Genomic DNA, 24,929 nt, shown 5'->3' with positions numbered 1-24,929 from the left:
GTGGAACAAAAGCTGAAGGCAATGAAGAACACAGCACAAAATAAAACGTGGGTATCCTTCCTGAATCAAAACCATCCCTATACCTTGCTTCACTGGTCAATCGGAGGAGCAGAGTCCATCAAGAAAGATGTCTGGCTATTGCAGGATGAAATGACCTTCGAGACGCAGGAGTTTACAACGATAGATCTTGCGATTGAATGGATCAGAGAAAATATGGATGGCATTACCGACGTTCTGTAACATAAAAAAGCGGAAGAGCCGAAGAGGCCTTTCGCTTTTTTATTCTGTTGAATCATTCATGTTGTCTAAAAACTCCTGCACCATTTTTCGGTACGTGTCCCGATTTTTGGTATATGACATGGCGTGTTCACCGTTCTCGGCAATGTACAGCGCTTTCGGCCCGCGTTTCTTTTTATAAAGCCGCTCGGTTGAAGAAACAGGAATGTAGTCATCATCCTTACTGTGAATAAAGAGGACCGGCTTTTCGATTTTATCAATGACAGCAAGCGGAGATACTTCGCGTGCGCGATAGCCGCCCCTCAGCTTCAAAAAGAAGTCGGCGATAGGGAGCAGGGGCCAAGACGGGAGCCTGTATTCCGCTCTCAGCCGGTAGGCAAGCTGTTCATCAAAACATGCGAACGGACAATCGGCAATATAAAAATCAGCGCCATCGCTGCAGTGTGCACCAGCATAAAGCAGGGCGGTCACAGCTCCCATCGACTCACCGTGAATTCCGATCAATCCGTGATGATTTGTTTTGTTTTTGAGCCAGCTGACAACCTTATTGAGATCATCCTTTTCGTAAAACCCGTAGCTGGTCGTCTTTCCGCCGCTTTGGCCATGCCGGCGATGGTCATAAATGAGCACATTCCAGCCGAGATCTAGAAATAAATGCATATACTTAAGAGAATTCAGTACATTCATCGTCACCCCGTGGCAGATGATGATGGTATTTGGTGTGTCATGCGGTGCGACATGGTATCCTTTGATGTCGTACCCGTAAGCGGAGGGTATCACAAAAGCGGTTTTCTCCATTTGTTCAAATGATTCAAACACATCATGTCCGTTGTCTGTCTCTCTTTTGATAATGTCTTCATCCGTTTTTTTCTTGATGAATAGAATCATATTTGAAAAAACAATTCCGATTGCGATGACAGCTGTTACGAGAGCGCCAATGGCCAAAAGGATTTTCTTCAAAAGTCACAGCACCTTTCAACTAAATATAGGTAATTCGTGTTTGAAATCATTATACCTAAACACTGCTCCGCTGAGAAAGTGACCAGAAGAGAGTCTGCTTGTTCAGTGTATATGCTCCGTGATAAACTGTCTTCAAAACAAAACATGGGGGAAGTCTGAATGAAAAAACAAAAATCCGCTGACAAACACCAGCTAAAAGACGGCCTTCAATCCGATATCAAAGCAAAGCTTATGGAGATGAAGAGCCAATTGAAGGAAGAGGATGAAAAGAGGCAGGAAAGAGAAAAAGCAGAACAGATCAGAAAGAAAAAAGAGATCGAAAAAAATAAGAGCTTTGAAGAACTCCTAAATGAAAGCCAAATGGATTGGCATCAATATAAATAAACCAGCACCCGTACAGGTGCTGGTTTTTCTGCTATGAGCGATGAGCTTTGTAAATGTCTTGTTTCGTATGAGATTGGAGCGCTTTGATTTCCTCCTCGGTTAAACGCCGTGCATTTGCTGCCTGAATATTTTCCCGTAACTGCTCAATCTTACTGGCGCCTGTAATCACTGAAGCGACAGCCGGCTGTGCTAGCAGATACTGCAGCGACTTTTCTGTCATGGAAAGATCGGGAGCCACTTCCTCCATTGCCTTGCGGGCATTTGTCAGTTCCTCGAATGAATAGGACAAGTACCCGTTTTGTTTCATACTGTCTGAAGCTTGATCAAGCGGTTTTTCAGTTAAGAGCCCTTTGGCAACAGGACCTCTGGCGACTACGCTGATTTGATGTTCCTCTAAAAGCGGGAGCCATTCCTCAGGGCGTCTGTCAAACAGGCTGAATTGCATCATAATGCTGACGATGTTTGATTTTTTTACATATTCTTTAATCACATTCGGGCGGATGGAAGAAATGCCGTAGTAGCGGATGACACCTTCTTGTTTTAATTCCTCAAACGCTTCAATCGTTTCATCAATGTTGTCCTCTATCGTGCCGCCGTGGAGCTGATAAAGGTCGATATAATCTGTTTTCAGCCGTGTAAGGCTCTTTTTTACCGCCTCTTTTATGTAAGCTTTTGAAGGGTCCCAATACCAGCCCTCGCTTCCGTCATCCCAACGGTTTCCCGCTTTTGTTGCCAGAATAATATCCTGGCGTCTGTTTTGGATCGCATCACCGACAATTTCTTCATTGCGTCCCCGGTCATACAAATCCGCTGTGTCCAAATAGTTGATGCCGAGCTCGATCGCTTCATCCAGAATGGACAATGCTTTGTTTTTTTCAGTTCCAAGAGACATACAGCCGAGTCCGACTTCACTAATGTCTAAATCAGATGTACCCAATTTGCGCTTTCTCATGTGCACACTCCTTTTTTAGGCTTTGTATTGACCGTAATATAAAGGAGCTAAAGTTTCAACTTTTATGGCTTTGAGATCCAATCTTTCACATATTGAAATGTGCGTCCATACTCTTTTAACTTCGCCCGAATTTCCCATGCTTTTCCGACTAAGACAACACCTTTTGGCATGCGGTGCACTTTCACGAAGAAGCCCCCTTTTGCTCTAGTATGATAAAATGTATGGGGCATCATATAGAGACAGAACGGGAGATGAAGAAATGAAATCATTAGAAGAAAAAACAATTGCCAAAGAACAGATCTTTTCGGGTAAAGTCATTGATCTTTATGTCGAGGATGTAGAGCTGCCAAACGGCAAAGCCAGTAAACGTGAAATTGTGAAACACCCTGGAGCTGTAGCGGTACTAGCCGTCACAGATGAAGGGAAAATCATCATGGTCAAACAATTCCGTAAGCCGCTTGAGCGGACGATCGTTGAAATTCCGGCCGGTAAGCTTGAAAAAGGTGAGGAGCCGGAGTATACGGCACTTCGGGAACTTGAAGAGGAAACCGGTTATACAGCAAAAAAACTGACAAAAATAACTGCGTTTTATACATCACCCGGATTTGCAGATGAAATCGTTCACGTTTTTCTTGCTGAGGAGCTTTCAGTGCTTGAAGAAAAACGGGAGCTTGATGAGGACGAGTTTGTTGAAGTAATGGAGGTGACGCTTGAAGATGCGCTAAAGCTGGTTGAATTGCGTGAAGTATATGATGCTAAAACAGCCTACGCGATTCAGTATCTTCAGCTGAAAGAAGCGCTCCAAGCACAAAAATGAAAAAGATTTACGCGGATTTGCACATTCATATCGGCCGAACCTTTACAGGAAGGGCTGTCAAAATAACAGGCGCCAAAACATTAACGCTGGACAGAATTTTGGTTGAAGCCAGTGAACATAAAGGAATTGAACTCCTCGGCATTATCGACTGTCATTCTCCGGAAGTCATTCTAGAGCTTGAGGAAGGCATTTCATCTGGAAAATATCGCGAGCTTGACGGGGGAGGAATCCGTTATCGCAGCACGACTCTTTTATTGGGGAGCGAGCTGGAGATTTATGATGAAGCCTGCAGCGGACCGATCCATGTGCTCGTATTTATGCCGACGCTGGCTGCTATGAAACAGTTTTCAAACTGGCTGTCAGCCCGGCTGAAAAATATTCATTTAAGCTCGCAGCGGATTTATGAAACGGGCTTAAACCTGCAAAAAAAAGTGCAGGATATGGGCGGCCTGTTTATCCCCGCTCATATCTTTACGCCGCATAAAAGCTTATATGGAAAAGGGGTTAAATCAAGCTTAACTGAGGTTTTTGATCCATCTATGATAGACGCGGTGGAGCTTGGATTAAGCTGTGATACAGACATGGCATCACACGTATCGCAATTGAATCCGTATCCTTTTTTAACAAATTCTGATGCGCATTCGTTGGGGAAAATCGGCAGAGAATATAATGAACTATATGTGCAGTCAGCTGATTTTACTGAATTTGCTCTTGCATTAAAGGGACAAGATGACAGGAAAATTATCGCAAATTACGGCTTGGACCCGTTATTGGGGAAATATTATCAGACGGCTTGCGAAGCATGCGGAGAGCCTGCTGTAAGCGGGGAAACAGCGTGCGCGAATTGCGGAAATGCCAGATTTACCAAGGGAGTCAGCGAAAGGTTGCATGAATTGAGTGATCAGCTTGAAGTTCGCGTCCCGCGTCCGCGATATGTACATCAGATCCCGCTGCAATTTGTTCCGGGTGTAGGCCCGAAAACGCTGGACAAACTAAAAAAAGCCTTCGGAACAGAAATGGCTGTTCTTCACGAGGCTGCAGAAGAAGATTTGGCTCGCGTTGTCCCGCCGAAAACCGCGGCGCTTATCGTAAAAGCGAGATCCGGAAAACTGGAATTGAAAGCCGGAGGAGGAGGAACCTACGGTAAAATTAAACCGTGAGCTAAAGATTAACTCAGTTCCTCCTGTACTTTTCTTTTTGTGCGTATAAAGGTAATCAGCTGGATGATTTCATCTTCACTCAGCGGCTGGCCATCAACAGAAATGGTAAAGTCAAGGCTGCTCCACGTGGCCAATTCTATGGCCTGAGGAGCAGTCTGCTTTTGTTTCTCGCGGCCTAAAAGTTCATCGCAGGTTGTGTCAAAGAGGTCAGCCAGCATGGCGAGCGCTTCAAGTGAAGGCCGTCGGTAGCCTGACTCGTAGCCGGCATATGTGCTTTTTGCGATACCGAGAAGGTCAGCTGTATATTGAAGCGACCAATTTTTCTTTTTTCTCAATTCAGTTAAACGATCTAGATTCATGAACTTCCGCTCCTTTTTCACCTTGAGCTGATTATATCATATAGGTATTAGGAAGTGTACGCGAATTGAATAATAATGTCTTGCGTATTTTATTTTCCGTGTCTATAATTGCATTAAAAGTATGCGAAAAGCGAATACCTTCTCGCAACCCATCTTTAGATACAGTGAAGAGGTGCATGGTATGAAAAAATTATTGATGTTGACAACTGGGGGAACGATTGCTTCAGTTGAAGGGGAAAATGGGCTGGCTCCCGGAGTCAAGGCTGATGAATTACTAAGTTACGTATCAAAACTTGATAACGATTACACAATGGAAACTCAGTCGCTTATGAATATAGACAGCACCAATATGCAGCCTGAATACTGGGTGGAAATAGCGGAAGCCGTTAAGGAAAATTATGATGCCTATGACGGGTTTGTTATTACTCACGGTACAGATACAATGGCCTATACATCTGCCGCACTATCGTATATGCTGCAGCATGCCAAAAAGCCGATTGTCATCACCGGCTCGCAGATTCCGATCACGTTCCAAAAAACCGATGCCAAAAAAAATATTACAGATGCCATTCGATTTGCCTGTGAAGGCGTGGGCGGCGTTTATGTTGTGTTTGACGGCAGAGTCATTCAGGGAACGCGTGCGATCAAATTAAGAACGAAAAGCTACGACGCATTTGAAAGCATCAATTACCCATATATCGCTTTTATCAATGAAGACGGGATCGAATACAACAAACAAGTAACGGAACCTGAGAACGACACCTTCACAGTTGACACTTCACTATGTACAGATGTATGTCTGCTGAAGCTGCATCCAGGCTTAAAGCCCGAAATGTTTGATGCCCTGAAAAGCATGTACAAAGGAATTGTCATTGAGAGTTATGGCAGCGGAGGGGTGCCGTTTGAAGGCAGAGACATTTTGTCAAAAGTGAATGAGCTGATCGAAAGCGGCATTGTCGTGGTCATTACGACTCAATGTCTTGAAGAAGGCGAAGACATGAGCATTTACGAAGTTGGCCGCAGAGTCAACCAAGACTTAATTATCCGATCAAGAAATATGAACACAGAAGCAATTGTGCCAAAGTTGATGTGGGCACTAGGTCAGTCTTCGGATCTTCCTGTCGTCAAGAGAATTATGGAAACGCCGATAGCTGATGACGTTGTCCTGTAAAATGTAAAAACGATAACCAGCAAAGAGAAAGAAGGTTAAAGATTATGTTAAACGGCCAAAAAGAATATCGCGTGGAAAAAGACTTCCTTGGGGAAAAACAAATTGAGGCAGATGTTTATTACGGAATTCAGACGCTCCGTGCTTCTGAAAATTTCCCGATCACAGGATACAAAATCCATGAGGAAATGATTAACGCACTGGCGATTGTGAAAAAAGCTGCGGCTCTTGCCAACATGGACGTGAAACGGCTGTATGAAGGAATTGGCCAAGCTATCGTACAAGCCGCTGACGAGATTCTGGAAGGCAAGTGGCACGATCAGTTTATCGTCGATCCGATTCAGGGCGGTGCCGGAACTTCTATGAACATGAACGCGAATGAGGTTATCGGAAACCGGGCGCTTGAAATCATGGGCCATAAAAAGGGAGATTATATCCATTTAAGTCCAAACACACATGTGAACATGTCACAGTCTACGAACGATGTGTTCCCGACTGCTATTCATATTTCCACATTGAAGCTCTTGGAAAAACTGCTGAAAACAATGGAAGATATGCATAGTGTGTTTAAGCAAAAAGCACAGGAGTTTGACTCTGTTATTAAAATGGGCCGGACACACCTTCAAGATGCGGTTCCGATCCGTCTTGGACAGGAATTCGAAGCTTACAGCCGTGTTCTCGAGCGTGATATCAAACGAATCAAGCAATCGCGCCAGCACCTATATGAAGTCAACATGGGCGCAACTGCTGTTGGTACAGGGCTGAACGCTGATCCTGAATATATCAAACAGGTAGTAAAGCACCTTGCTGATATTAGCGGGCTTCCTCTTGTCGGCGCTGACCATCTTGTAGATGCGACACAAAATACAGATGCCTATACAGAGGTATCAGCTTCATTAAAAGTCTGCATGATGAACATGTCGAAGATCGCAAACGACCTGCGCTTAATGGCGTCGGGACCGCGCGCCGGACTTGCGGAAATTTCTCTGCCTGCACGTCAGCCGGGTTCATCTATTATGCCGGGGAAAGTCAATCCGGTTATGGCGGAGCTGATCAACCAAATTGCGTTCCAGGTGATCGGAAACGACAATACAATCTGCCTTGCTTCAGAAGCCGGCCAGCTTGAGTTGAACGTCATGGAGCCCGTGCTTGTCTTTAATTTGCTTCAATCCATCAGCATCATGAACAACGGCTTCCGTTCGTTCACTGACAACTGCTTAAAAGGCATTGAAGCCAACGAAAAGCGTATGAAGCAATACGTAGAAAAAAGCGCAGGCGTGATCACTGCAGTCAATCCGCATCTTGGATATGAAGCGGCTGCCAGAATTGCCCGGGAAGCGATTATGACAGGCCAATCAGTCCGTGACCTTTGCCTGCAGCATGATGTGCTGACTGAAGAAGAATTGGATATTATTTTAAATCCATATGAAATGACAAAACCAGGGATTGCAGGAAAAGAACTCTTAGAAAAATAAAATTTGAACAAAATGCAGCTTATTCATCTCCGAATAGTCGGATGAATAAGCTGTTTACAACATAGGGATGAGGAAGTATAGTATACGTGTTGCACTATATATTGAAAGCGTTTTAGCTTTTACATGAAGGGGGACTTCTTTTGAAGGATGTAAGATTGCCAACACTATTTGAAATTATTATTGTACTAGGAGTATTTTTAGCACTTGTTCTATCGTTTACAGTCTTTCTCGACTTGCCGATACAGCTGGCGCTTTTTGTTTCATGGTTTATTGCAATGCTTTTAGGTATAAGACTCGGTTATTCTTATAAAGATTTACAAAATGCGATTGTACATGGGATATCAAATGGCCTTGAAGCCGTACTGATTCTCGTTTCAGTTGGAGCGCTCATCGGAACATGGATTGCCGGAGGCGTTGTGCCGACTTTGATTTATTACGGACTGGAATTTATTCACCCAAGTATCTTTTTACTGGCAACGTTAATTATTTGTTCCATTATGTCTGTGGCAACAGGAACGTCATGGGGAACAGTCGGAACTGCCGGCATTGCCATGATCGCAATTGGAGAGGGTTTAGGCATTCCGCTTCCTCTTGTAGCGGGAGCTATTCTTTCAGGTGCTTATTTCGGGGACAAGCTGTCTCCGCTGTCTGACAGTACAGTTCTAGCTTCTTCATTATCAAAAGTCGATGTATTGGCTCACGTGAGAGCAATGCTTTATTTATCAATACCTGCTTATGTCATTACAGCTATACTCTTTACAGTTGTTGGATTTAGGTACGGCGGGAAAAATATTGATCTTGATAAAGTTGAATTCTTAAAATCATCTTTGCAAAACACGTTTGACATTCATATTTGGATGCTGATCCCGGCAGTTGTCGTCATAGTCTTATTGGCGATGAAAAAGCCATCTATGCCGGTTATCGTAATTGGCGCTTTACTCGGTGCAATCTGGGCTGTTGTTTTCCAAGGAATGGATATTGCCCATGCGATTGCAACTGCGTACAACGGCTTCTCTATTAAAACTGATGTTGAATTTTTGAACGGCTTGTTAAACCGCGGTGGAATTGTCGGTATGCTTGATTCTCTCGTCGTCATCATCTTTGGCCTTGGTTTTGGCGGTCTGCTTGAGAAACTCGGCGTGTTAAAAGTCATTGTTTCAACGTTTGAAAAGAAATTAACTTCAGCCGGCAATGTCACATTGTCTACACTGATCGTAGCGTTTTTAGCAAACATCTTCGGCTGTGCGATGTATGTATCCCTTATTTTGACTCCGAAAATTATGGAAGACAGCTATGATCGCTTACATCTGGACAGAAGAGTGTTATCACGTAACTCAGAGGTCGGGGGAACATTGACTTCGGGGATGGTTCCTTGGTCTGATAATGGGATTTACATGGCTGGTATTTTAGGTGTTTCTACCTTCTCTTATCTGCCGTTTATGTGGCTCAGTTTTGTAGCAATAGGTCTTGCAATTATCTATGGTTATACAGGAAAATTTATATGGTATACGAAAAACAATACAGTTAAAGCCGAAAAACTAGGCTAATAGGGGAGGATCACTGAATGATAGCGAAACACATGATTCGGACACTGATGATCGAAACGCCTTCGGTTCCCGGAAATCTTGGAAGGGTGGCTACGGCAATCGGCCTTCTGGGCGGGGATATTGGTGAAGTGGAGACGGTAAAAGTCGGACCCAATTACACAATGCGGAATATTACCGTTCAAGTGGAGAATGAAGAACAGCTTCAGGAAGTGATCGCGGCTGTACAGGCCCTCGGAGAAGGGATCAGGCTTCACACCGTATCTGATGAAGTCCTTTCAGCACATGAAGGCGGAAAAATCCAAATGAAAAGCAAAATGCCGATCCGTTCACTGGCAGAGCTGGGACGTGTCTACACACCAGGTGTTGCGGACGTGTGCCGACTGATCGAAAAAGAACCTGAAAAAGCTTCTATTTATACAACGATCAGCAATTCTGTTGCAATTGTAACGGATGGAACCGCAATTTTAGGCCTTGGGAATATCGGCTCTGTGGCTGGCATGCCTGTCATGGAAGGAAAGGCTGCTTTATTTGATCAGCTGGCGGGTATTAGCGGTATTCCGATACTGCTTGATACGAGTGATCCTGAAGAAATCATCAAAACAGTAAAACATATTTCTCCGGGCTTTAGCGGCATCCTTCTTGAGGATATCGGTTCGCCGCATTGTTTTGAAATCGAGGATCGCCTAAAAGAGGAGCTGAACATTCCTGTTATGCACGATGACCAGCATGGTACAGCTGTAGTGACGCTGGCAGCTGCCATTTCGGCATGCAGGAGTGCGGGAGTTGACCTGAAGGAAGCGAAAGTGGGGCAAATCGGCCTTGGCGCAGCAGGCGTGGCCATCTGCCGGATGTTCATGGCTTATGGTGTGAATGCTGTGTACGGAACAGACAAATCAGAGTCAGCAATGAACCGTCTCGAACAATACGGCGGACAGGCAGTTTCCAGTATTGAGGAGCTCATGGAAACATGTGATATTGTCATTGCTACAACGGGCGTTCCGGGTTTAATAAAACCGGCATTTGTACGTTCTGGTCAAGTGATTTTGGCTTTATCGAATCCGAAGCCGGAAATTGAACCGGAGGCCGCGCTGCAGGCTGGCGCCGCATATGCAGCTGACGGGCGTTCTGTTAATAATGTACTCGGTTTTCCGGGGATTTTTAGAGGAGCGCTTAACGCAAAAAGCACGGAGATTAATCATGATATGCTTGTCGCAGCAGCAGAGGCCATCGCAGCTTGCACTAAACAAGGTGATGTTGTCCCTCAGCCGCTTGATTCAAAAGTCCATCATGCGGTAGCAGCAGCTGTTGAGCATGCAGCTCTTACAGCAGTGAAATAAATGTAGCTAAACAGCACCTGGCATAGCAGGTGCTGTTTTTTTCTTATCAGTGTTCAATTTTGTTATCATTACTATGAAAATAAAAAAGGGAGTGATCACATGGCAAAAAGCCAAGCGAAAAAGAAGCGGGAGCATCGATTGAGAAACGGCGGACGTGACGTCTTATTATCAAGAGGCAGCACACCATCTTTTAGCACACATGAAAGAATGACAAAAAGCAAAAAAGAGATTTTGAATAAGCGGAAGCATAAGAATCCTTATGATCATACAGCAGTTGATGATAGGGATTTTTTTGTGCCCCAAAAAGCCGCCTAGCATTCGTCTCTATCGTTTCTTTTTGAAAAAGGGCATGTTTTTCTGTTTCTTTCATACAATCTATTAAATCAAATCACTAGAGCGGGCGGGAGGAAACGGTATGCGAAAAATCTCTTATAAGGACATGTTTCTCAGGCATGTTAAAGATCATCTCTCTCTTTATATATTTGTGTCAGTGCTGTTTTTCATGGGTGTCATCTTTGGCGCGATTATTGTCAACAGTATGACCATCAGCCAGAAAGAAGATTTATACTACTACTTAAGTCAATTTTTTGGACAGCTTTCGGATGGAAAACAGGCAAGTTCAGCTGATATGTTTGGGCAAAGTATCTTTCATAATGCAAAGTATTTAGGCCTGATGTGGATACTGGGAATTTCCGTCATTGGGATGCCGATTATTTTCATCATGATCTTTCTGAAAGGGATCGTCGTCGGCTTTACTGTCGGGTTTTTAGTCAATCAGATGGGAGTAAGCGGGTTTTTCCTATCATTTGTCTCCGTTTTACCGCAAAATGTGCTGCTGATTCCGGCTTATCTCATTATGGGCACATGTGCAATTGCGTTTTCTTTAAAGTTAATCAGACAGCTGTTCGTGAAACGAAGCCTCCATGACGCGCCGATTCAATGGTTCGGGCGGTATGCCTTTGTGCTGCTGGTCATTCTGTTTTTAGCGCTGATCTCATCTCTCTTTGAAGCATACTTATCTCCTGTTTTAATGGAAAAGCTTACATCTAGACTTTTTTAAAATTATTATTAAAAGAAAACCGTTTTATTTATCAGTTTATAATAATTATAGTTGGAACTCTGCGCGTATTTTGTTATAATGAGTCATGGAATGCGGCGTAGGAGGGAAAGACATGGAAAACCGTATTGATCGAATTAAGAAACAACTGCACTCATCCAGCTATAAACTTACGCCACAGCGTGAAGCGACAGTAAGAGTGCTGCTTGAAAACGAAGAAGACCATTTAAGCGCAGAAGATGTATACCTCCTCGTAAAAGAGAAATCTCCTGAGATCGGTCTCGCTACAGTATACCGTACGCTTGAATTATTAACTGAATTAAAAGTCGTAGATAAAATTAACTTTGGAGACGGTGTGTCCCGTTACGACCTTCGGAAAGAGGGCGCAGCTCACTTTCATCACCACTTGGTGTGCATGGAGTGCGGAGCCGTTGATGAAATTGAAGAAGATTTGCTTGAAGACGTGGAAGAAATCATTGAACGTGATTGGAAATTTAAGATTAAAGATCATAGATTGACGTTTCACGGCATTTGCCACCGCTGTAACGGAAAAGAAACTGAATAGACGGTGCCGAGCGCGAACCTTTTCTCATGGGGAAAGGGTTTTTTGCTGTTTCTATGTATAAAACCTTTCTGATTTGGCATATGGTTTATATAACTGGAACCATAGGGAAAGGATCGATTAGGACATGGGAAGATTCCTGAAAACAGCTGTCGATGCATTGAAAGTTTTCATCCTGTTTACCGGTTTTACCGGTTTGTTCTATTATGCTATGATATGGGTGAATCAAGAGTATGAAAACTATCATCGGTATGATAAACCGGAAGGCTCCGCTGTAAAAGTTGTTGAAATGGATCAGGATGAAAAAGGCGGATGGTTCGACCGGTTGATCTTTTTTTACCAAAACGGGGAGTAGATCAAGAGTGAAAGATCAAATAAAGGATTTCATCCACTACGTCATGGTAGAGAGAGGGCTCTCTCAAAATACGATCGTATCCTATGAACGTGACTTGAAAAGCTATTCTCTCTACTTAACAGAAACCCTTCATGTTACAGATTGGAATCACGTTACCCGCATACATATTATCCAATACTTAAAGCATTTGAAGGATTCGGGGAAATCCGGCAAGACATCGGCGCGGCATTTGGCATCCATTCGCTCTTTTCATCAATTTCTGCTCAGGGAAAAAGTAACGGATAAGGACCCTTCCGTTCATATCGAAACACAAAAGACGGAACGGGCGCTTCCGAAGGTGCTCGCACTCAATGAAGTCGAGCGATTATTGGACACGCCTAAGCTGACGAGCCCATTCGGCTATCGGGATAAAGCAATGCTGGAGCTGCTTTATGCGACAGGCATACGAGTCAGTGAAATGATTGAGTTGAAAACGGCAGATGTTCATTTATCTATGGGGTTTATCCGATGCTTTGGCAAAGGAAGAAAAGAACGGATTGTGCCAATTGGTGAAGCCGCCGCTTCCGCCATTGAGGAATATATGACAAAAGCCAGGGGAAAACTGTTAAAGAACAATGTGTCTGACGCCCTCTTTTTAAATCATCACGGCAAACAGATCAGCCGCCAGGGATTTTGGAAGAACCTGAAAAAAATCGCGTTGGAAGCCGGCATTAAGAAAGAGCTGACTCCGCATACGCTTAGGCATTCCTTTGCGACGCATCTGCTTGAGAACGGGGCAGATTTAAGAGCGGTGCAGGAAATGCTCGGTCATGCGGATATATCCACGACGCAAATTTATACGCATGTGACGAAAACAAGGCTGAAGGATGTGTACAAGCAGTTTCATCCGCGAGCATAGCCGCAGGTGGCTGCGGCTTTTTTGTTTAGAGCGACAGAAAATATTGAAGTTTCTCATTATTTCCAAATACATTGTCAACGGGAATGAAAACGGTTTATACTTGAGTTGTCAGACCTCTTAGCGATACAATAGACGTATAGAAAAAAAGGAGGCTTTCAAGATGCCTGCATACAAATATAATCGTGTGTTTTTAATTGTGATGGACTCAGTCGGAATCGGCGAAGCGCCGGATGCCGCTGACTTTAATGACGAAGGCGCTCATACGCTCGGTCATATTGCCGAGCATATGAACGGATTACATATGCCGAATATGGCAAAGCTCGGCCTTGGTCTTATCGAAGATATCAAAGGTGTAGAAAAAACAGAACATCCGCTTGCGTATTATGGAAAAATGCAAGAAGCGTCAAACGGAAAAGATACGATGACCGGCCATTGGGAGATTATGGGTTTATACATTGATAAACCATTTAAAGTGTTCCCGGAAGGCTTTCCTGATGAATTGCTTCAAGAGCTGGAAAAGAGATCTGGCCGCAAAATTATTGGAAACAAGCCGGCTTCCGGCACAGCGATTTTGGATGAGCTTGGCCAGGAGCACATGGAGACAGGGGCTTTAATTGTTTACACGTCTGCTGACTCTGTTCTGCAAATTGCCGCTCACGAAGAGGTTGTGCCGCTTGAGGAGCTGTATCGCATTTGCGAAACGGCGAGAGAGCTGACGCTTGATCCGAAATATATGGTTGGCCGCATTATTGCACGGCCGTTCGTCGGAGAGCGGGGTCAATTCAAACGGACGCCAAACCGCCATGACTATGCCCTTAAACCGTTTGATCGCACTGTCATGAATGAATTGAAAGACAGCGGCTTAGATGTGATTTCAATCGGTAAAATCTCTGATATTTACGACGGAGAAGGCATTACTTCTTCACGCAGAACGGTTTCCAATATGGACGGAATGGACAAGGTGATCGATACGCTGGGAGAAGACTTTACGGGTCTGAGCTTTGCGAACCTTGTTGATTTTGACGCGTTATTCGGACACCGCCGTGACCCTGAAGGCTACGGACGCGCGCTTGAAGAATTTGATGCGCGGCTTCCGGAAGTGTTTGAAAAAATGAGAGAAGACGATCTGTTAATTATTACAGCCGACCACGGCAATGATCCGATTCATCATGGGACTGACCATACACGCGAGTATGTGCCGATTCTCGCTTACAGCAAAAAACATAAGAAAGCGCAAATGCTGCCGCTTGCAGATACATTTGCTGATATTGGCGCAACGATCGCTGATAATTTCCAATCGAATAAACCGAAATACGGGAAAAGCTTTTTATCTTTATTACAATAGGGGGACTGTTTCTTGAAGGACAGAATTGAACGCGCAGCAGCTTTTATTAAACAAAACCTGCCGGAATCTCCGAAGATCGGCCTTATTTTAGGCTCAGGTCTTGGCATTTTGGCTGACGAAATCGAAAATCCGGTCAAGCTGAAATATGGAGACATACCTGAATTCCCGGTATCTACTGTTGAAGGGCATGCCGGACAGCTTGTGCTTGGCACTCTTGAAGGAGTTTCCGTCATTGCAATGCAGGGCCGCTTTCATTTTTATGAAGGCTACTCAATGGAGAAAGTCACATTCCCTGTACGCGTGATGAAAGCGCTCGGTGTGGAAGCGTTGATCGTGACAAATGCCGCAGGCGGTGTCAACACTGAATTTCGTGCGGGAGACTTAATGATTATTACCGATCATATCAACTTTATGGGAACAAACCCGTTAATCGGGCCAAACGAAGCTGATTTCGGCGCCAGATTTCCAGATATGTCTTCAGCCTATGACAAAGATCTGTCCAGCCTGGCTGAAAAGATTGCGAAAGACCTTAATATCCCAATTCAAAAAGGCGTGTACACTGCTGTGACAGGACCTTCTTACGAAACACCGGCAGAAGTCCGTTTCTTAAGAACGATGGGCTCTGATGCTGTCGGCATGTCTACTGTTCCTGAAGTCATTGTGGCGAATCATGCGGGAATGCGGGTTCTTGGCATTTCCTGCATCTCTAACGCGGCAGCCGGAATTCTGGATCAGCCTTTAAGTCACGATGAAGTTATGGAAGTGACCGAAAAAGTAAAAGCTGGATTCTTGAAGCTTGTTAAAGCGATCGTCGCTCAGTACGAATAAATATGAATCAATGCAGGACCAAAAGACAGCTGTGTCTGATATCACACAGCTGTCTTTTTTTATGCCCAAAATTCGAAACATTTTCCATCAGTGGCGTATAAAACCATCCCGCTTGGAAAAAATAAAAAGGATTATGAAATGGAGGGCTTTTGAGATGAAACGTCTTTTATCCACTTTGTTGATTGGTATAATGCTGCTTACATTTGCACCGTCTGCATTTGCAAAACAAGACGGAAAACGTACATCGGAGCTTGCTCATGAAGCGAAGTCTGCGGTGCTGATAGAACGTGACACAGGAAAAGTGCTTTACAACAAGAACAGCAATGAGAGACTGGCGCCTGCAAGCATGACGAAAATTATGACGATGCTTTTGATTATGGAAGCTTTAGATAAAGGCAAGATCAAAATGAGTGATAAGGTCCGTACAAGCGAGCATGCGGCGTCAATGGGCGGCTCACAGATCTTCCTTGAGCCCGGCGAAGAAATGACTGTCAAAGAAATGCTGAAGGGTATCGCAATCGCTTCGGGAAATGACGCTTCCGTAGCCATGGCTGAATTTATTTCCGGCTCTGAAGAAGAATTTGTTCAGAAAATGAACAAAAAAGCAAAAGAGCTGGGATTGAAAAATACATCCTTCAAAAACCCGACCGGATTGACCGAGGAAGGACATTACAGCTCTGCTTATGACATGGCAATCATGGCTAAGGAATTATTGAAATACGAATCAATTACGAAGTTTACCGGCACGTATGAAGATTACCTTCGTGAAAATACAGATAAAAAGTTTTGGCTTGTGAATACAAATCGCCTTATCAAATTTTATCCTGGTGTAGACGGCGTAAAAACAGGCTATACAGGCGAAGCGAAATATTGTCTGACTGCTTCGGCAAAAAAAGGAAACATGCGGGCCATAGCGGTTGTATTCGGAGCGAGCACGCCTAAAGAAAGAAACGCGCAAGTGACAAAAATGCTGGACTTCGCCTTTAGCCAGTATGAAACGCATCCTTTATATAAACGAAATGAAACAGTAGCAAAAGTAAAGGTCAAAAAAGGGAAACAAAAATTGATCGAACTCTCTACATCTGAGCCGATTTCAATATTGACGAAAAAAGGCGAGGATATGAACGATGTGAAAAAAGAAATCAAGATGAAGGACAATATTAGTGCTCCGATTCAAAAAGGCCAAGAGCTTGGCACTCTAGTTCTGAAAAAGGATGGAGAAGTACTCGCTGAAAGTCCTGTTGCTGCAAAAGAAGATATGAAGAAAGCCGGGTTTATCACATTCTTGAAGCGGACGATGGGAGACTGGACAAAATTTAAGTAATTATGCCGAATGACCACTAGTTTTGTCACGGTGAAGGAATTCATTCCGTCGAAATCGAAACACTCATTATCCGATCATATCAAGGAGGAATGAGCATGAGCCTTGGAATTGACATGAATGTCAAAGAATCTGTGCTTTGTATTCGATTAACAGGCGAACTCGATCACCATACGGCTGAAACCCTGAAGCAAAAAGTGACTCAATCATTGGAGAAGGATGATATTCGCCATATCGTGCTGAACTTGGAGGATCTTTCCTTTATGGACAGCTCGGGGCTTGGCGTTATTTTAGGAAGATACAAGCAAATTAAGCAAATTGGCGGGGAAATGGTCGTTTGCGCTATCTCTCCTGCGGTGAAGCGATTGTTTGATATGTCGGGTCTGTTTAAAATTATCCGATTTGAACAATCTGAACAGCAGGCGCTCCTGACACTGGGGGTGGCATCATGAAAAATGAAATGCACATTGAGTTTTCTGCCCTCAGTCAGAATGAATCGTTCGCCCGTGTGACAGTTGCTTCATTTATAGCTCAGCTGGACCCGACAATGGATGAACTGACTGAAATCAAAACAGTCGTGTCAGAGGCAGTCACAAATGCAATTATCCATGGATATGAAGAGAACTGTGAAGGGAAAGTTTACATTTCAGTGACGCTGGAAGATCATGTCGTATATATGACTATTCGTGATGAAGGCTTAGGCATTACAGATCTTGAAGAAGCCCGTCAGCCTCTATTTACGACTAAGCCTGAGCTTGAGCGCTCTGGAATGGGCTTTACCATTATGGAAAATTTCATGGATGATGTCAGTATCGATTCATCGCCTGAAATGGGAACAACGATTCGCTTAACAAAGCACTTATCAAAAAGCAAAGCGCTTTGTAATTAAGGAGATTTGTTATGGATGTGGAGGTTAAGAAAAACGGCAAAAACGCTCAGCTGAAGGATCATGAAGTAAAGGAATTAATCAAACAAAGCCAAAATGGCGACCAGCAGGCAAGAGACCTCCTCATAGAAAAAAACATGCGTCTTGTTTGGTCTGTCGTACAGCGGTTTTTAAACAGAGGATATGAGCCTGACGATCTCTTCCAGATCGGCTGCATCGGGCTGTTAAAATCTGTTGACAAATTTGATTTAACCTATGATGTGCGTTTTTCAACGTATGCAGTGCCGATGATTATCGGAGAAATCCAGCGATTTATCCGTGATGACGGAACTGTAAAGGTATCACGGTCATTAAAAGAGCTTGGAAACAAAATCCGGCGCGCGAAGGATGAGCTTTCGAAAACACTGGGAAGAGTGCCGACGGTGCAGGAGATCGCTGACCACTTGGAGATTGAAGCTGAGGATGTTGTACTGGCCCAAGAGGCGGTAAGGGCTCCATCTTCGATTCACGAAACCGTTTATGAAAATGACGGAGATCCGATTACCCTGCTCGATCAAATCGCTGACAACTCAGAAGAAAAATGGTTTGACAAAATTGCGCTGAAAGAAGCGATCAGCGATTTGGAGGAAAGGGAAAAATTAATCGTCTATCTCAGATATTATAAAGACCAGACACAGTCTGAGGTGGCTGAGCGGCTCGGGATCTCTCAGGTGCAGGTTTCCAGGCTTGAAAAGAAAATATTAAAACAGATCAAGGTTCAAATGGATCATACGGATGGCTAGTCTGCAGTGCAGGCTAGCTTTTTTATGTGCAAAAGCGTGGTAATTTATGGTCTTTTCGAGCGGATGAATGAGAACAAAATCGAACCACATACTACATATATAACCACCGAAAGATGGTGATCAATGATGGAACGACGAATATTTATCCGGCTTCGCCACCGGGTGCTGGCACATCCAGGGGATATTATTACCGTTGGAGATGCCGCGCAAATAGAAGGGCAGCTTCAGCTGAAAAAGAAACTTTCGGCTATGCCGCTTTATCAGGTGAGCGAAAAAGATAAAAATATCGTAATTCTGGATATCATACAAGTCCTCAGAGCCATTCATTTACAAGATCCGACACTTGATGTTCAAACCGTAGGCGGAGCAGAAACCATTGTTGAAATTCAATATCGAAAGCGAAATTTATCAACGGTTCTATTTATCGGTGTCTGGCTGCTTCTGTTTATTGGATCGTGTCTTGCCATCATGAACTTTCATGAGGATGTAAGCATGAGAGATGTTCATATCGCACTATATGAAATCATAACCGGAGAGAGAAATGACTATCCATATTTGCTTCAAATCCCATACAGCATCGGTTTGGGACTGGGGATGATCGTGTTTTTTAACCACATATTTAAAAAGCGCCTAAATGAAGAGCCCAGCCCGCTGGAGGTTGAGATGTTTAACTATCAGCTTGATCTCGATCAATATGTGGCCATGCATGAGAATCAAGAAACCATAAAGGATCTGCATGATCGTTAGTGTATTGTTCATTATTTTTGTCGGGCTCGGCGGAGGCATAACGGTGGGGGCGGGTTTCGTTGCTTTTTTAACCGTAATGGGAATCATTCCGCGGCTGATGCAGCTCACCAAAACAATGAGATTTGTTCAGGCTTATGAAGCGGCTGTTATTCTTGGCGCGGTTTGCGGGGGATGGGAGACGCTTCATATGAATCATCTTTATCTAACAAAATGGATAGCTGTGCCGGTCGGGCTTCTGGCAGGTTTGTTCGTCGGGATGCTAGCGGCTGCTCTTACAGAGGTTTTAAATGTCCTGCCGATTTTGGCAAAACGAATCGGGCTCAGAAGTAAAATCATTATTCTTTTAATGGCCATCGTGATTGGGAAAATCGCGGGATCCTTATTTCATTGGCTGTACTTTATTGACCATTCATAAGGAGGTTTCAAGATGACAAACATAAAAGAAAATTACAAATCAAAAGTGAAAACATATCAGCCTAAGCCGCCTTACGTCTGGAACTGTGTAAAAGCCTTTTTAGTGGGCGGACTGATTTGTGCAATCGGGCAAGGTCTGCAAAATTTTTATATCCATTTTTTTGATTTCAATGAAAAAACTGCGGGGAATCCAACAGCTGCAACGCTGATATTAATTTCTGCCCTGCTTACAGGGTTCGGCATCTATGACAGAATCGGACAATTCGCAGGCGCAGGTTCAGCCGTACCTGTCACAGGTTTTGCCAACAGTATGGCAAGCGCGGCTCTTGAATATAAAAGCGAAGGATTAGTGCTTGGAGTAGCGACAAATATGTTTAAACTGGCAGGAAATGTTATTGTTTTCGGAGTTGTAGCTGCATACATCGTTGGAATGATTCGGTTTGCTTTTGAGAAACTGATGTCATAGGAGGAGAAGAAAATGAAATTAACAGGAAAGCAAACCTGGGTATTTGAACATCCCATATTTGTCAACTCAGCGGGAACGGCAGCAGGACCAAAGGAAAAAGACGGACCGCTCGGCTCTTTATTTGATAAAACCTATGACGAAATGCATTGTAATCAAAAAAGCTGGGAAATGGCGGAACGGCAGCTGATGGAAGACGCTGTTAATGTTGCGCTTCAAAAAAACAATCTGACAAAAGATGATATTGACCTATTGCTGGCAGGCGACTTGCTGAACCAAAACGTGACGGCTAACTATGTGGCAAGACACTTGAAAATCCCATTTCTTTGTATGTTTGGCGCCTGTTCAACATCAATGGAAACAGTGGCTGTCGCATCAGCCTTAGTTGATGGCGGGTTTGCCAAAAGGGCACTCGCTGCCACCAGCAGTCACAATGCAACTGCGGAAAGACAGTTTCGCTATCCGACAGAATACGGAGGCCAAAAACCGGACACTGCTACCTCCACTGTAACCGGAAGCGGTGCAGTTGTCATCAGTCAGACACCGGGTGATATCCAAATCACAAGTGCGACTGTCGGAAAGGTTTCTGATTTAGGAATTACAGATCCTTTTGATATGGGATCGGCTATGGCTCCGGCTGCAGCTGATACGATTAAGCAGCACTTTAAAGATCTCAACCGGACAGCGGATGACTATGATCTAATCCTGACAGGTGACCTGTCAGGCGTCGGTTCTCCAATCGTAAAAGACATCTTAAAAGAAGATGGATATCCAGTCGGCACAAAGCATGATGATTGCGGGCTTCTGATTTACACTCCGGATCAGCAGGTCTTTGCCGGGGGGAGCGGCTGTGCTTGTTCAGCGGTTGTCACCTACTCTCATATTTTTAAGCAGCTGAGAGAAGGAAAATTAAACCGTGTATTTGTCGTGGCGACCGGGGCGCTGTTAAGCCCGACGATGATCCAGCAAAAAGAAACCATCCCGACTATCGCCCACGGGGTTGTATTTGAGCGTGCAGGAGGTGCATCTTAACATGGACTACCTTTTGGCTTTTGTATGCGGCGGGGCCATTTGTATCGTCGGCCAGCTGCTCTTGGATATTTTTAAATTGACGCCAGCTCATGTCATGACATCATTTGTTGTAATCGGTGCAATATTAGATGGTTTCGGCATTTACGATAAATTTATTGAATTTGCCGGAGGAGGCGCCACCGTTCCGATCGTCAGCTTCGGTCACAGTCTTCTGCACGGTGCTATGCATCAGGCGCATATACACGGATTTATAGGAATCGGCATGGGGATTTTTGAGCTGACCTCGGCCGGTATCTCAGCCGCTATTCTTTTCGCCTTTATCGTAGCTGTTATTTTCAAACCGAAAGGATAATGCTGACATGACGACAAAACGCAAGGTCATACTGGTAACAGACGGGGATGTTTATGCCGCTAAAACAATTGAATACGCCGCAAGCAAAGTGGGAGGTCGATGTATTTCACAATCAAAAGGGAATCCTTCCACCCGCAGCGGCGCCGAGCTTGTCAAGCTGATCGCCTCAGCACCGTATGATCCTGTATTTGTCATGTTTGACGACTCCGGCCTTCAAGGAGAGGGTCCGGGAGAAGCCGCTCTGACCTATGTCGCAACCCATCCGTCTATTGAAGTGCTCGGTGTGATTGCGGTCGCGTCAAAAACACATCAGGCTGAATGGACCAGGGTCGATGTAAGCATTGACCGCAATGGAGAAATAACTGAATACGGCGTCGATAAAGTCGGGGAAAGGGAATTTGATGACCACAGAATGAGTGGAGATACAGTCTATTGCCTTGATAAACTTGATCTCCCGCTTATTGTCGGTATCGGGGATATCGGCAAAATGGGCAGAAAAGACGATATCTCAAAAGGGTCGCCAATCACCATGAAAGCGGTCGAGTTTATTTTAGAAAGGAGCGGGTATCATGCCGGACCACAAGGAAGAGAAAATTCGGGTTTATCGGAATCCAGCTAAAAATGAAGAGTATTTCAAAAACCGTGTTGGGATGGGGACGAGCTATGATGTAGGTGTTCGCAAGCTCACGATTTTAGATAAAGAGATCCAGCTTTACTATCTAAATGGATTATGCGATACAGCCTATATTATTCATTTAATGAGAGAGCTTGTTGCCATTAACAATCGGAAAGAAGACCCTGATGAGCTGGTCGACATCGTCGAAAACAGGCTGCTTAACGCCCAGGTCGAAAAAGTAAAAACCTTGGATGAAACCACCGACCAAGTGCTGTCCGGGCTCGTCGCTGTCATTGTTGAAGGTGCAGGTTTCGCATTTATAATTGACGTCAGAAGCTATCCGGGCAGAAACCCGGAAGAACCTGATACGGAAAAGGTAGTCAGAGGAGCCAGAGACGGATTTGTTGAAAATATCGTCGTCAATACGGCCCTTCTCAGAAGGCGGATCAGAGACGAACGCCTTCGAGTCAAGATGACGAAAGTTGGTGAGCGGTCAAAGACGGATTTAAGCATTTGTTATATAGAAGATATAGCTGATCCGGATCTGGTTGAGATCGTAGAAAAAGAAATTGCATCCATTGATGTCGATGGATTAACAATGGCAGACAAAACTGTCGAGGAATTCATTGTTAATCAAAGCTATAATCCTTTTCCGCTCGTGCGCTATACAGAAAGACCGGATGTGGCCGCAAATCATGTTCTAGAAGGCCATGTTATCATTATAGTGGACACATCGCCGAGTGTAATCATTACCCCAACGACTTTATTTCACCATGTGCAGCATGCTGAAGAATATAGGCAGGCTCCTTCAGTCGGGACCTTTTTAAGATGGGTAAGATTTTTCGGTATTCTTGCTTCTACTTTATTTCTTCCGATCTGGTTTCTCTTTGTGCTTCAGCCTGATCTGCTTCCGGACAACATGAAATTTATCGGTTTAAATAAAGATACGCATATCCCGATCATCCTGCAGATATTTTTAGCTGACTTAGGAATCGAGTTTCTCAGAATGGCTGCCATTCACACACCGACGGCTTTATCGACAGCAATGGGTTTAATTGCCGCTGTTCTGATCGGGCAGATTGCGATTGAGGTCGGCCTTTTTTCGCCTGAGGTGATTCTGTACGTCTCACTTGCGGCGATTGGAACCTTTACGACGCCTAGTTATGAATTAAGCTTGGCAAACAAAATGAGCCGTCTTGTCCTCATGATACTCGTTGCCTTATTTCATATAAAAGGGCTCGTCATCGGATTTACAGTGCTAATTATTGCCATGGCAAGCATCAAATCCCTTCAGACACCGTACTTATGGCCGCTGATTCCCTTTAACGGAAAGGCGCTGTGGCAGGTTCTTGTCCGCACAGCGAAACCTGGCGCAAAAGTAAGACCCAGTATCGTTCACCCCAAAAATCGCTTAAGACAGCCTACCAATTCATAATCGCATTGAAACTGACTGAAGAGTATGATAATGTATGTCTTAATTATGAAGGGACAGTCCATAAAACTGTCCTTTCATCCATAAGCGGAGAAAGAGGGAATGACATTGTTCTTACACGGCACAAGCAGACAAAATCAACATGGTCATTTAGAAATCGGAGGTGTGGATGCTCTCTATTTAGCGGAGAAATATGGTACACCTCTTTACGTATATGATGTGGCTTTAATACGTGAGCGTGCTAAAAGCTTTAAGCAGGCGTTTATTTCTGCAGGGCTGAAAGCACAGGTGGCATATGCGAGCAAAGCATTCTCATCAGTCGCAATGATTCAGCTCGCTGAGGAAGAGGGACTTTCTTTAGATGTCGTATCCGGAGGAGAGCTATATACGGCTGTTGCGGCAGGCTTTCCGGCAGAACGCATCCACTTTCATGGAAACAATAAGAGCAGGGAAGAACTGCGTATGGCGCTTGAGCACCGCATCGGCTGTATTGTGGTGGATAATTTCTATGAAATTGCGCTTCTTGAAGACCTATGTAAAGAAACGGGTCACTCCATCGATGTTCTTCTTCGGATCACGCCCGGAGTAGAAGCGCATACGCATGACTACATTACAACGGGCCAGGAAGATTCAAAGTTTGGTTTCGACCTTCATAACGGACAAACTGAACGGGCCATCGAACAAGTATTACAATCGGAACACATTCAGCTGCTGGGTGTCCATTGCCATATCGGCTCGCAAATCTTTGATACTGCCGGTTTTGTGTTAGCAGCGGAAAAAATCTTCAAAAAACTAGACGAGTGGAGAGCTTCATATTCATTTGTATCCAAGGTGCTGAATCTTGGAGGAGGTTTCGGCATTCGTTATACGGAAGATGATGAACCGCTTCATGCCACTGAATACGTTGAAAAAATTATTGAAGCTGTGAAAGAAAATGCTTCCCGTTACGGTTTTGACATTCCGGAAATTTGGATCGAACCGGGCCGTTCTCTAGTGGGAGACGCAGGCACAACCCTTTATACGGTTGGCTCTCAAAAAGAAGTGCCGGGTGTCCGCCAATATGTGGCTGTAGACGGAGGCATGAACGACAATATTCGTCCTGCGCTTTACCAAGCTAAATATGAAGCTGCGGCAGCCAACAGGATCGGAGAAGCGCATGACAAAACGGTATCAATTGCCGGAAAGTGCTGTGAAAGCGGAGATATGCTGATTTGGGATATTGACCTGCCGGAAGTAAAAGAAGGCGATCTTCTTGCCGTTTTTTGTACAGGCGCTTATGGATACAGCATGGCCAACAATTATAACCGTATTCCGAGACCCGCCGTTGTATTTGTCGAAAACGGTGAGGCTCATTTAGTCGTGAAGCGAGAAACATACGAAGATATTGTAAAACTTGATCTGCCATTTAAAACGAGTGTAAAGCAATAAAAGAAAGCGCCGATT

General features: G+C 44.3%; 31 protein-coding genes. 27 read left to right on the top strand and 4 right to left on the bottom strand.

Annotated elements, in window-relative coordinates; all coding sequences use genetic code 11:
* Complete coding sequence (locus CW370_RS07075) at positions 1 to 240, top strand: YqkC family protein (protein ID WP_003230411.1); 240 nt, start codon at positions 1 to 3, stop codon at positions 238 to 240.
* Positions 241 to 279: 39 nt separating this feature from the next.
* Here CW370_RS07075 and CW370_RS07070 read toward each other — a convergent pair whose 3' ends face one another.
* A complete protein-coding gene (locus tag CW370_RS07070) occupies positions 280 to 1,197 on the bottom strand; it encodes an alpha/beta hydrolase (protein WP_024572750.1) in 918 nt (305 codons plus the stop codon).
* 159 nt (positions 1,198 to 1,356) lie between these two features.
* Here CW370_RS07070 and CW370_RS07065 point away from each other — a divergent pair, with 159 nt between their 5' ends.
* On the top strand, positions 1,357 to 1,581 hold the full coding sequence (locus CW370_RS07065) for a YqkE family protein (protein WP_003230416.1): 225 nt from the start codon (positions 1,357 to 1,359) through the stop codon (positions 1,579 to 1,581).
* A 31-nt stretch (positions 1,582 to 1,612) separates the two neighbouring features.
* On the opposite strand, the gene CW370_RS07060 is transcribed toward CW370_RS07065, so the two are convergent.
* Together CW370_RS07060 and mciZ are read right to left on the bottom strand one after the other, a co-directional pair.
* Positions 1,613 to 2,533: an aldo/keto reductase gene (locus CW370_RS07060; RefSeq protein WP_015714213.1), complete on the bottom strand. Its 921-nt coding sequence runs from the start codon at positions 2,531 to 2,533 to the stop codon at positions 1,613 to 1,615.
* A 62-nt stretch (positions 2,534 to 2,595) separates the two neighbouring features.
* Positions 2,596 to 2,718 carry a Z-ring formation inhibitor MciZ gene (gene mciZ / locus CW370_RS07055; protein WP_003230420.1) on the bottom strand — a complete coding sequence of 41 codons (123 nt, stop codon included), beginning with the start codon at positions 2,716 to 2,718 and terminating at the stop codon, positions 2,596 to 2,598.
* A gap of 74 nt (positions 2,719 to 2,792) precedes the next feature.
* On the opposite strand from mciZ, the gene nudF reads away from it, so the two are divergent.
* Together nudF and CW370_RS07045 are read left to right on the top strand one after the other, a co-directional pair.
* Positions 2,793 to 3,350, top strand: coding sequence for an ADP-ribose pyrophosphatase (gene nudF, locus CW370_RS07050; RefSeq protein ID WP_024572751.1), 558 nt, complete (start codon positions 2,793 to 2,795; stop codon positions 3,348 to 3,350).
* Entirely contained in the window at positions 3,347 to 4,510 is a 1,164-nt protein-coding gene (locus tag CW370_RS07045) for a TIGR00375 family protein (RefSeq protein ID WP_024572752.1), read from the top strand. The genes nudF and CW370_RS07045 overlap by 4 nt, the downstream gene beginning before the upstream one ends.
* An 8-nt stretch (positions 4,511 to 4,518) precedes the next feature.
* Here CW370_RS07045 and ansR read toward each other — a convergent pair whose 3' ends face one another.
* Positions 4,519 to 4,869 (bottom strand): HTH-type transcriptional regulator AnsR, encoded by a 351-nt coding sequence (gene ansR / locus CW370_RS07040; RefSeq protein WP_004399024.1) that lies wholly within the window; start codon positions 4,867 to 4,869, stop codon positions 4,519 to 4,521.
* A gap of 181 nt (positions 4,870 to 5,050) precedes the next feature.
* Between ansR and ansA the strand changes: the two genes are divergently transcribed.
* From ansA to lysA, 23 genes are all read left to right on the top strand, one after another.
* On the top strand, positions 5,051 to 6,040 hold the full coding sequence (gene ansA, locus CW370_RS07035) for an asparaginase (protein ID WP_004399032.1): 990 nt from the start codon (positions 5,051 to 5,053) through the stop codon (positions 6,038 to 6,040).
* Positions 6,041 to 6,084: 44 nt separating this feature from the next.
* On the top strand, positions 6,085 to 7,512 hold the full coding sequence (gene aspA / locus CW370_RS07030) for an aspartate ammonia-lyase (protein ID WP_003230430.1): 1,428 nt from the start codon (positions 6,085 to 6,087) through the stop codon (positions 7,510 to 7,512).
* A gap of 140 nt (positions 7,513 to 7,652) precedes the next feature.
* The gene (mleN, locus tag CW370_RS07025) at positions 7,653 to 9,059 is read left to right on the top strand and encodes a malate-H+/Na+-lactate antiporter MleN (protein ID WP_024572753.1); all 1,407 of its coding nucleotides are present in this window, start codon (positions 7,653 to 7,655) and stop codon (positions 9,057 to 9,059) included.
* Between the two features lie 17 nt (positions 9,060 to 9,076).
* Positions 9,077 to 10,396, top strand: a complete 1,320-nt coding sequence (locus CW370_RS07020; protein ID WP_004398731.1) for an NAD-dependent malic enzyme — start codon at positions 9,077 to 9,079, stop codon at positions 10,394 to 10,396.
* A 99-nt stretch (positions 10,397 to 10,495) separates the two neighbouring features.
* Entirely contained in the window at positions 10,496 to 10,711 is a 216-nt protein-coding gene (locus tag CW370_RS07015; RefSeq protein WP_024572754.1) for a hypothetical protein, read from the top strand.
* Positions 10,712 to 10,811: 100 nt separating this feature from the next.
* On the top strand, positions 10,812 to 11,456 hold the full coding sequence (gene spoIIM, locus CW370_RS07010; RefSeq protein WP_004398593.1) for a stage II sporulation protein M: 645 nt from the start codon (positions 10,812 to 10,814) through the stop codon (positions 11,454 to 11,456).
* Positions 11,457 to 11,568: 112 nt separating this feature from the next.
* On the top strand, positions 11,569 to 12,018 hold the full coding sequence (gene fur / locus CW370_RS07005) for a ferric iron uptake transcriptional regulator (protein WP_003223972.1): 450 nt from the start codon (positions 11,569 to 11,571) through the stop codon (positions 12,016 to 12,018).
* A gap of 124 nt (positions 12,019 to 12,142) precedes the next feature.
* On the top strand, positions 12,143 to 12,370 hold the full coding sequence (locus CW370_RS07000) for a YqzK family protein (RefSeq protein WP_024572755.1): 228 nt from the start codon (positions 12,143 to 12,145) through the stop codon (positions 12,368 to 12,370).
* 7 nt (positions 12,371 to 12,377) lie between these two features.
* Complete coding sequence (xerD, locus tag CW370_RS06995; RefSeq protein ID WP_004398985.1) at positions 12,378 to 13,268, top strand: site-specific tyrosine recombinase XerD; 891 nt, start codon at positions 12,378 to 12,380, stop codon at positions 13,266 to 13,268.
* Positions 13,269 to 13,428: 160 nt separating this feature from the next.
* Positions 13,429 to 14,613 (top strand): phosphopentomutase, encoded by a 1,185-nt coding sequence (deoB, locus tag CW370_RS06990; RefSeq protein ID WP_024572756.1) that lies wholly within the window; start codon positions 13,429 to 13,431, stop codon positions 14,611 to 14,613.
* 12 nt (positions 14,614 to 14,625) lie between these two features.
* Entirely contained in the window at positions 14,626 to 15,441 is an 816-nt protein-coding gene (locus CW370_RS06985; protein WP_024572757.1) for a purine nucleoside phosphorylase I, inosine and guanosine-specific, read from the top strand.
* 154 nt (positions 15,442 to 15,595) lie between these two features.
* Complete coding sequence (dacF, locus tag CW370_RS06980; RefSeq protein ID WP_024572758.1) at positions 15,596 to 16,765, top strand: D-alanyl-D-alanine carboxypeptidase DacF; 1,170 nt, start codon at positions 15,596 to 15,598, stop codon at positions 16,763 to 16,765.
* Positions 16,766 to 16,860: 95 nt separating this feature from the next.
* Positions 16,861 to 17,214 carry an anti-sigma F factor antagonist gene (spoIIAA, locus tag CW370_RS06975; RefSeq protein WP_004398633.1) on the top strand — a complete coding sequence of 118 codons (354 nt, stop codon included), beginning with the start codon at positions 16,861 to 16,863 and terminating at the stop codon, positions 17,212 to 17,214.
* The gene (spoIIAB, locus tag CW370_RS06970; protein ID WP_014477237.1) at positions 17,211 to 17,651 is read left to right on the top strand and encodes an anti-sigma F factor; all 441 of its coding nucleotides are present in this window, start codon (positions 17,211 to 17,213) and stop codon (positions 17,649 to 17,651) included. The genes spoIIAA and spoIIAB overlap by 4 nt, the downstream gene beginning before the upstream one ends.
* 11 nt (positions 17,652 to 17,662) lie before the next feature.
* Positions 17,663 to 18,430, top strand: a complete 768-nt coding sequence (gene sigF / locus CW370_RS06965; RefSeq protein ID WP_003230458.1) for an RNA polymerase sporulation sigma factor SigF — start codon at positions 17,663 to 17,665, stop codon at positions 18,428 to 18,430.
* A gap of 126 nt (positions 18,431 to 18,556) precedes the next feature.
* Positions 18,557 to 19,177: a stage V sporulation protein SpoVAA gene (gene spoVAA / locus CW370_RS06960; protein WP_015714205.1), complete on the top strand. Its 621-nt coding sequence runs from the start codon at positions 18,557 to 18,559 to the stop codon at positions 19,175 to 19,177.
* Positions 19,167 to 19,592 (top strand): stage V sporulation protein SpoVAB, encoded by a 426-nt coding sequence (gene spoVAB, locus CW370_RS06955; protein WP_003230463.1) that lies wholly within the window; start codon positions 19,167 to 19,169, stop codon positions 19,590 to 19,592. Before spoVAA ends, spoVAB begins: the two co-directional genes overlap by 11 nt.
* A gap of 12 nt (positions 19,593 to 19,604) precedes the next feature.
* A complete protein-coding gene (gene spoVAC / locus CW370_RS06950) occupies positions 19,605 to 20,057 on the top strand; it encodes a stage V sporulation protein AC (RefSeq protein ID WP_003223947.1) in 453 nt (150 codons plus the stop codon).
* Between the two features lie 12 nt (positions 20,058 to 20,069).
* Complete coding sequence (spoVAD, locus tag CW370_RS06945; protein ID WP_003230465.1) at positions 20,070 to 21,086, top strand: stage V sporulation protein AD; 1,017 nt, start codon at positions 20,070 to 20,072, stop codon at positions 21,084 to 21,086.
* A 1-nt stretch (position 21,087) separates the two neighbouring features.
* The gene (gene spoVAE, locus CW370_RS06940; RefSeq protein WP_003230467.1) at positions 21,088 to 21,438 is read left to right on the top strand and encodes a stage V sporulation protein AE; all 351 of its coding nucleotides are present in this window, start codon (positions 21,088 to 21,090) and stop codon (positions 21,436 to 21,438) included.
* A 7-nt stretch (positions 21,439 to 21,445) separates the two neighbouring features.
* Entirely contained in the window at positions 21,446 to 22,057 is a 612-nt protein-coding gene (gene spoVAEA, locus CW370_RS06935; RefSeq protein WP_003230469.1) for a stage V sporulation protein SpoVABEA, read from the top strand.
* A complete protein-coding gene (gene spoVAF / locus CW370_RS06930) occupies positions 22,008 to 23,489 on the top strand; it encodes a spore germination protein SpoVAF (protein ID WP_003230471.1) in 1,482 nt (493 codons plus the stop codon). Before spoVAEA ends, spoVAF begins: the two co-directional genes overlap by 50 nt.
* Positions 23,490 to 23,594: 105 nt before the next feature.
* Positions 23,595 to 24,914: a diaminopimelate decarboxylase gene (lysA, locus tag CW370_RS06925; protein WP_101169580.1), complete on the top strand. Its 1,320-nt coding sequence runs from the start codon at positions 23,595 to 23,597 to the stop codon at positions 24,912 to 24,914.
* Positions 24,915 to 24,929: the final 15 nt, after the last annotated feature.

Origin of the sequence: Bacillus sp. SN32, from assembly GCF_002837495.1 — a bacterium.
Lineage (GTDB): Bacteria > Bacillota > Bacilli > Bacillales > Bacillaceae > Bacillus > Bacillus subtilis.
The sequence above is the reverse complement of the archived record's forward strand: the minus strand, read 5'-3'. Positions and strand labels throughout refer to the sequence as shown.

What these genes read in the sequence shown, in the direction of transcription:
- ansR (WP_004399024.1), bottom strand. Translation starts at nt 4,869, where the DNA reads ATGAATCTAGATCGTTTAACTGAATTGAGAAAAAAGAAAAATTGGTCG.
- spoIIAA (WP_004398633.1), top strand. Translation starts at nt 16,861, where the DNA reads ATGAGCCTTGGAATTGACATGAATGTCAAAGAATCTGTGCTTTGTATT.
- CW370_RS07065 (WP_003230416.1), top strand. Translation starts at nt 1,357, where the DNA reads ATGAAAAAACAAAAATCCGCTGACAAACACCAGCTAAAAGACGGCCTT.
- fur (WP_003223972.1), top strand. Translation starts at nt 11,569, where the DNA reads ATGGAAAACCGTATTGATCGAATTAAGAAACAACTGCACTCATCCAGC.
- dacF (WP_024572758.1), top strand. Translation starts at nt 15,596, where the DNA reads ATGAAACGTCTTTTATCCACTTTGTTGATTGGTATAATGCTGCTTACA.
- spoIIM (WP_004398593.1), top strand. Translation starts at nt 10,812, where the DNA reads ATGCGAAAAATCTCTTATAAGGACATGTTTCTCAGGCATGTTAAAGAT.
- spoVAA (WP_015714205.1), top strand. Translation starts at nt 18,557, where the DNA reads ATGGAACGACGAATATTTATCCGGCTTCGCCACCGGGTGCTGGCACAT.
- nudF (WP_024572751.1), top strand. Translation starts at nt 2,793, where the DNA reads ATGAAATCATTAGAAGAAAAAACAATTGCCAAAGAACAGATCTTTTCG.
- deoB (WP_024572756.1), top strand. Translation starts at nt 13,429, where the DNA reads ATGCCTGCATACAAATATAATCGTGTGTTTTTAATTGTGATGGACTCA.
- CW370_RS07045 (WP_024572752.1), top strand. Translation starts at nt 3,347, where the DNA reads ATGAAAAAGATTTACGCGGATTTGCACATTCATATCGGCCGAACCTTT.
- spoIIAB (WP_014477237.1), top strand. Translation starts at nt 17,211, where the DNA reads ATGAAAAATGAAATGCACATTGAGTTTTCTGCCCTCAGTCAGAATGAA.
- spoVAB (WP_003230463.1), top strand. Translation starts at nt 19,167, where the DNA reads ATGATCGTTAGTGTATTGTTCATTATTTTTGTCGGGCTCGGCGGAGGC.
- ansA (WP_004399032.1), top strand. Translation starts at nt 5,051, where the DNA reads ATGAAAAAATTATTGATGTTGACAACTGGGGGAACGATTGCTTCAGTT.
- aspA (WP_003230430.1), top strand. Translation starts at nt 6,085, where the DNA reads ATGTTAAACGGCCAAAAAGAATATCGCGTGGAAAAAGACTTCCTTGGG.
- spoVAE (WP_003230467.1), top strand. Translation starts at nt 21,088, where the DNA reads ATGGACTACCTTTTGGCTTTTGTATGCGGCGGGGCCATTTGTATCGTC.
- CW370_RS07020 (WP_004398731.1), top strand. Translation starts at nt 9,077, where the DNA reads ATGATAGCGAAACACATGATTCGGACACTGATGATCGAAACGCCTTCG.
- CW370_RS07060 (WP_015714213.1), bottom strand. Translation starts at nt 2,533, where the DNA reads ATGAGAAAGCGCAAATTGGGTACATCTGATTTAGACATTAGTGAAGTC.
- spoVAEA (WP_003230469.1), top strand. Translation starts at nt 21,446, where the DNA reads ATGACGACAAAACGCAAGGTCATACTGGTAACAGACGGGGATGTTTAT.
- CW370_RS07000 (WP_024572755.1), top strand. Translation starts at nt 12,143, where the DNA reads ATGGGAAGATTCCTGAAAACAGCTGTCGATGCATTGAAAGTTTTCATC.
- spoVAF (WP_003230471.1), top strand. Translation starts at nt 22,008, where the DNA reads ATGCCGGACCACAAGGAAGAGAAAATTCGGGTTTATCGGAATCCAGCT.
- CW370_RS07015 (WP_024572754.1), top strand. Translation starts at nt 10,496, where the DNA reads ATGGCAAAAAGCCAAGCGAAAAAGAAGCGGGAGCATCGATTGAGAAAC.
- sigF (WP_003230458.1), top strand. Translation starts at nt 17,663, where the DNA reads ATGGATGTGGAGGTTAAGAAAAACGGCAAAAACGCTCAGCTGAAGGAT.
- spoVAC (WP_003223947.1), top strand. Translation starts at nt 19,605, where the DNA reads ATGACAAACATAAAAGAAAATTACAAATCAAAAGTGAAAACATATCAG.
- spoVAD (WP_003230465.1), top strand. Translation starts at nt 20,070, where the DNA reads ATGAAATTAACAGGAAAGCAAACCTGGGTATTTGAACATCCCATATTT.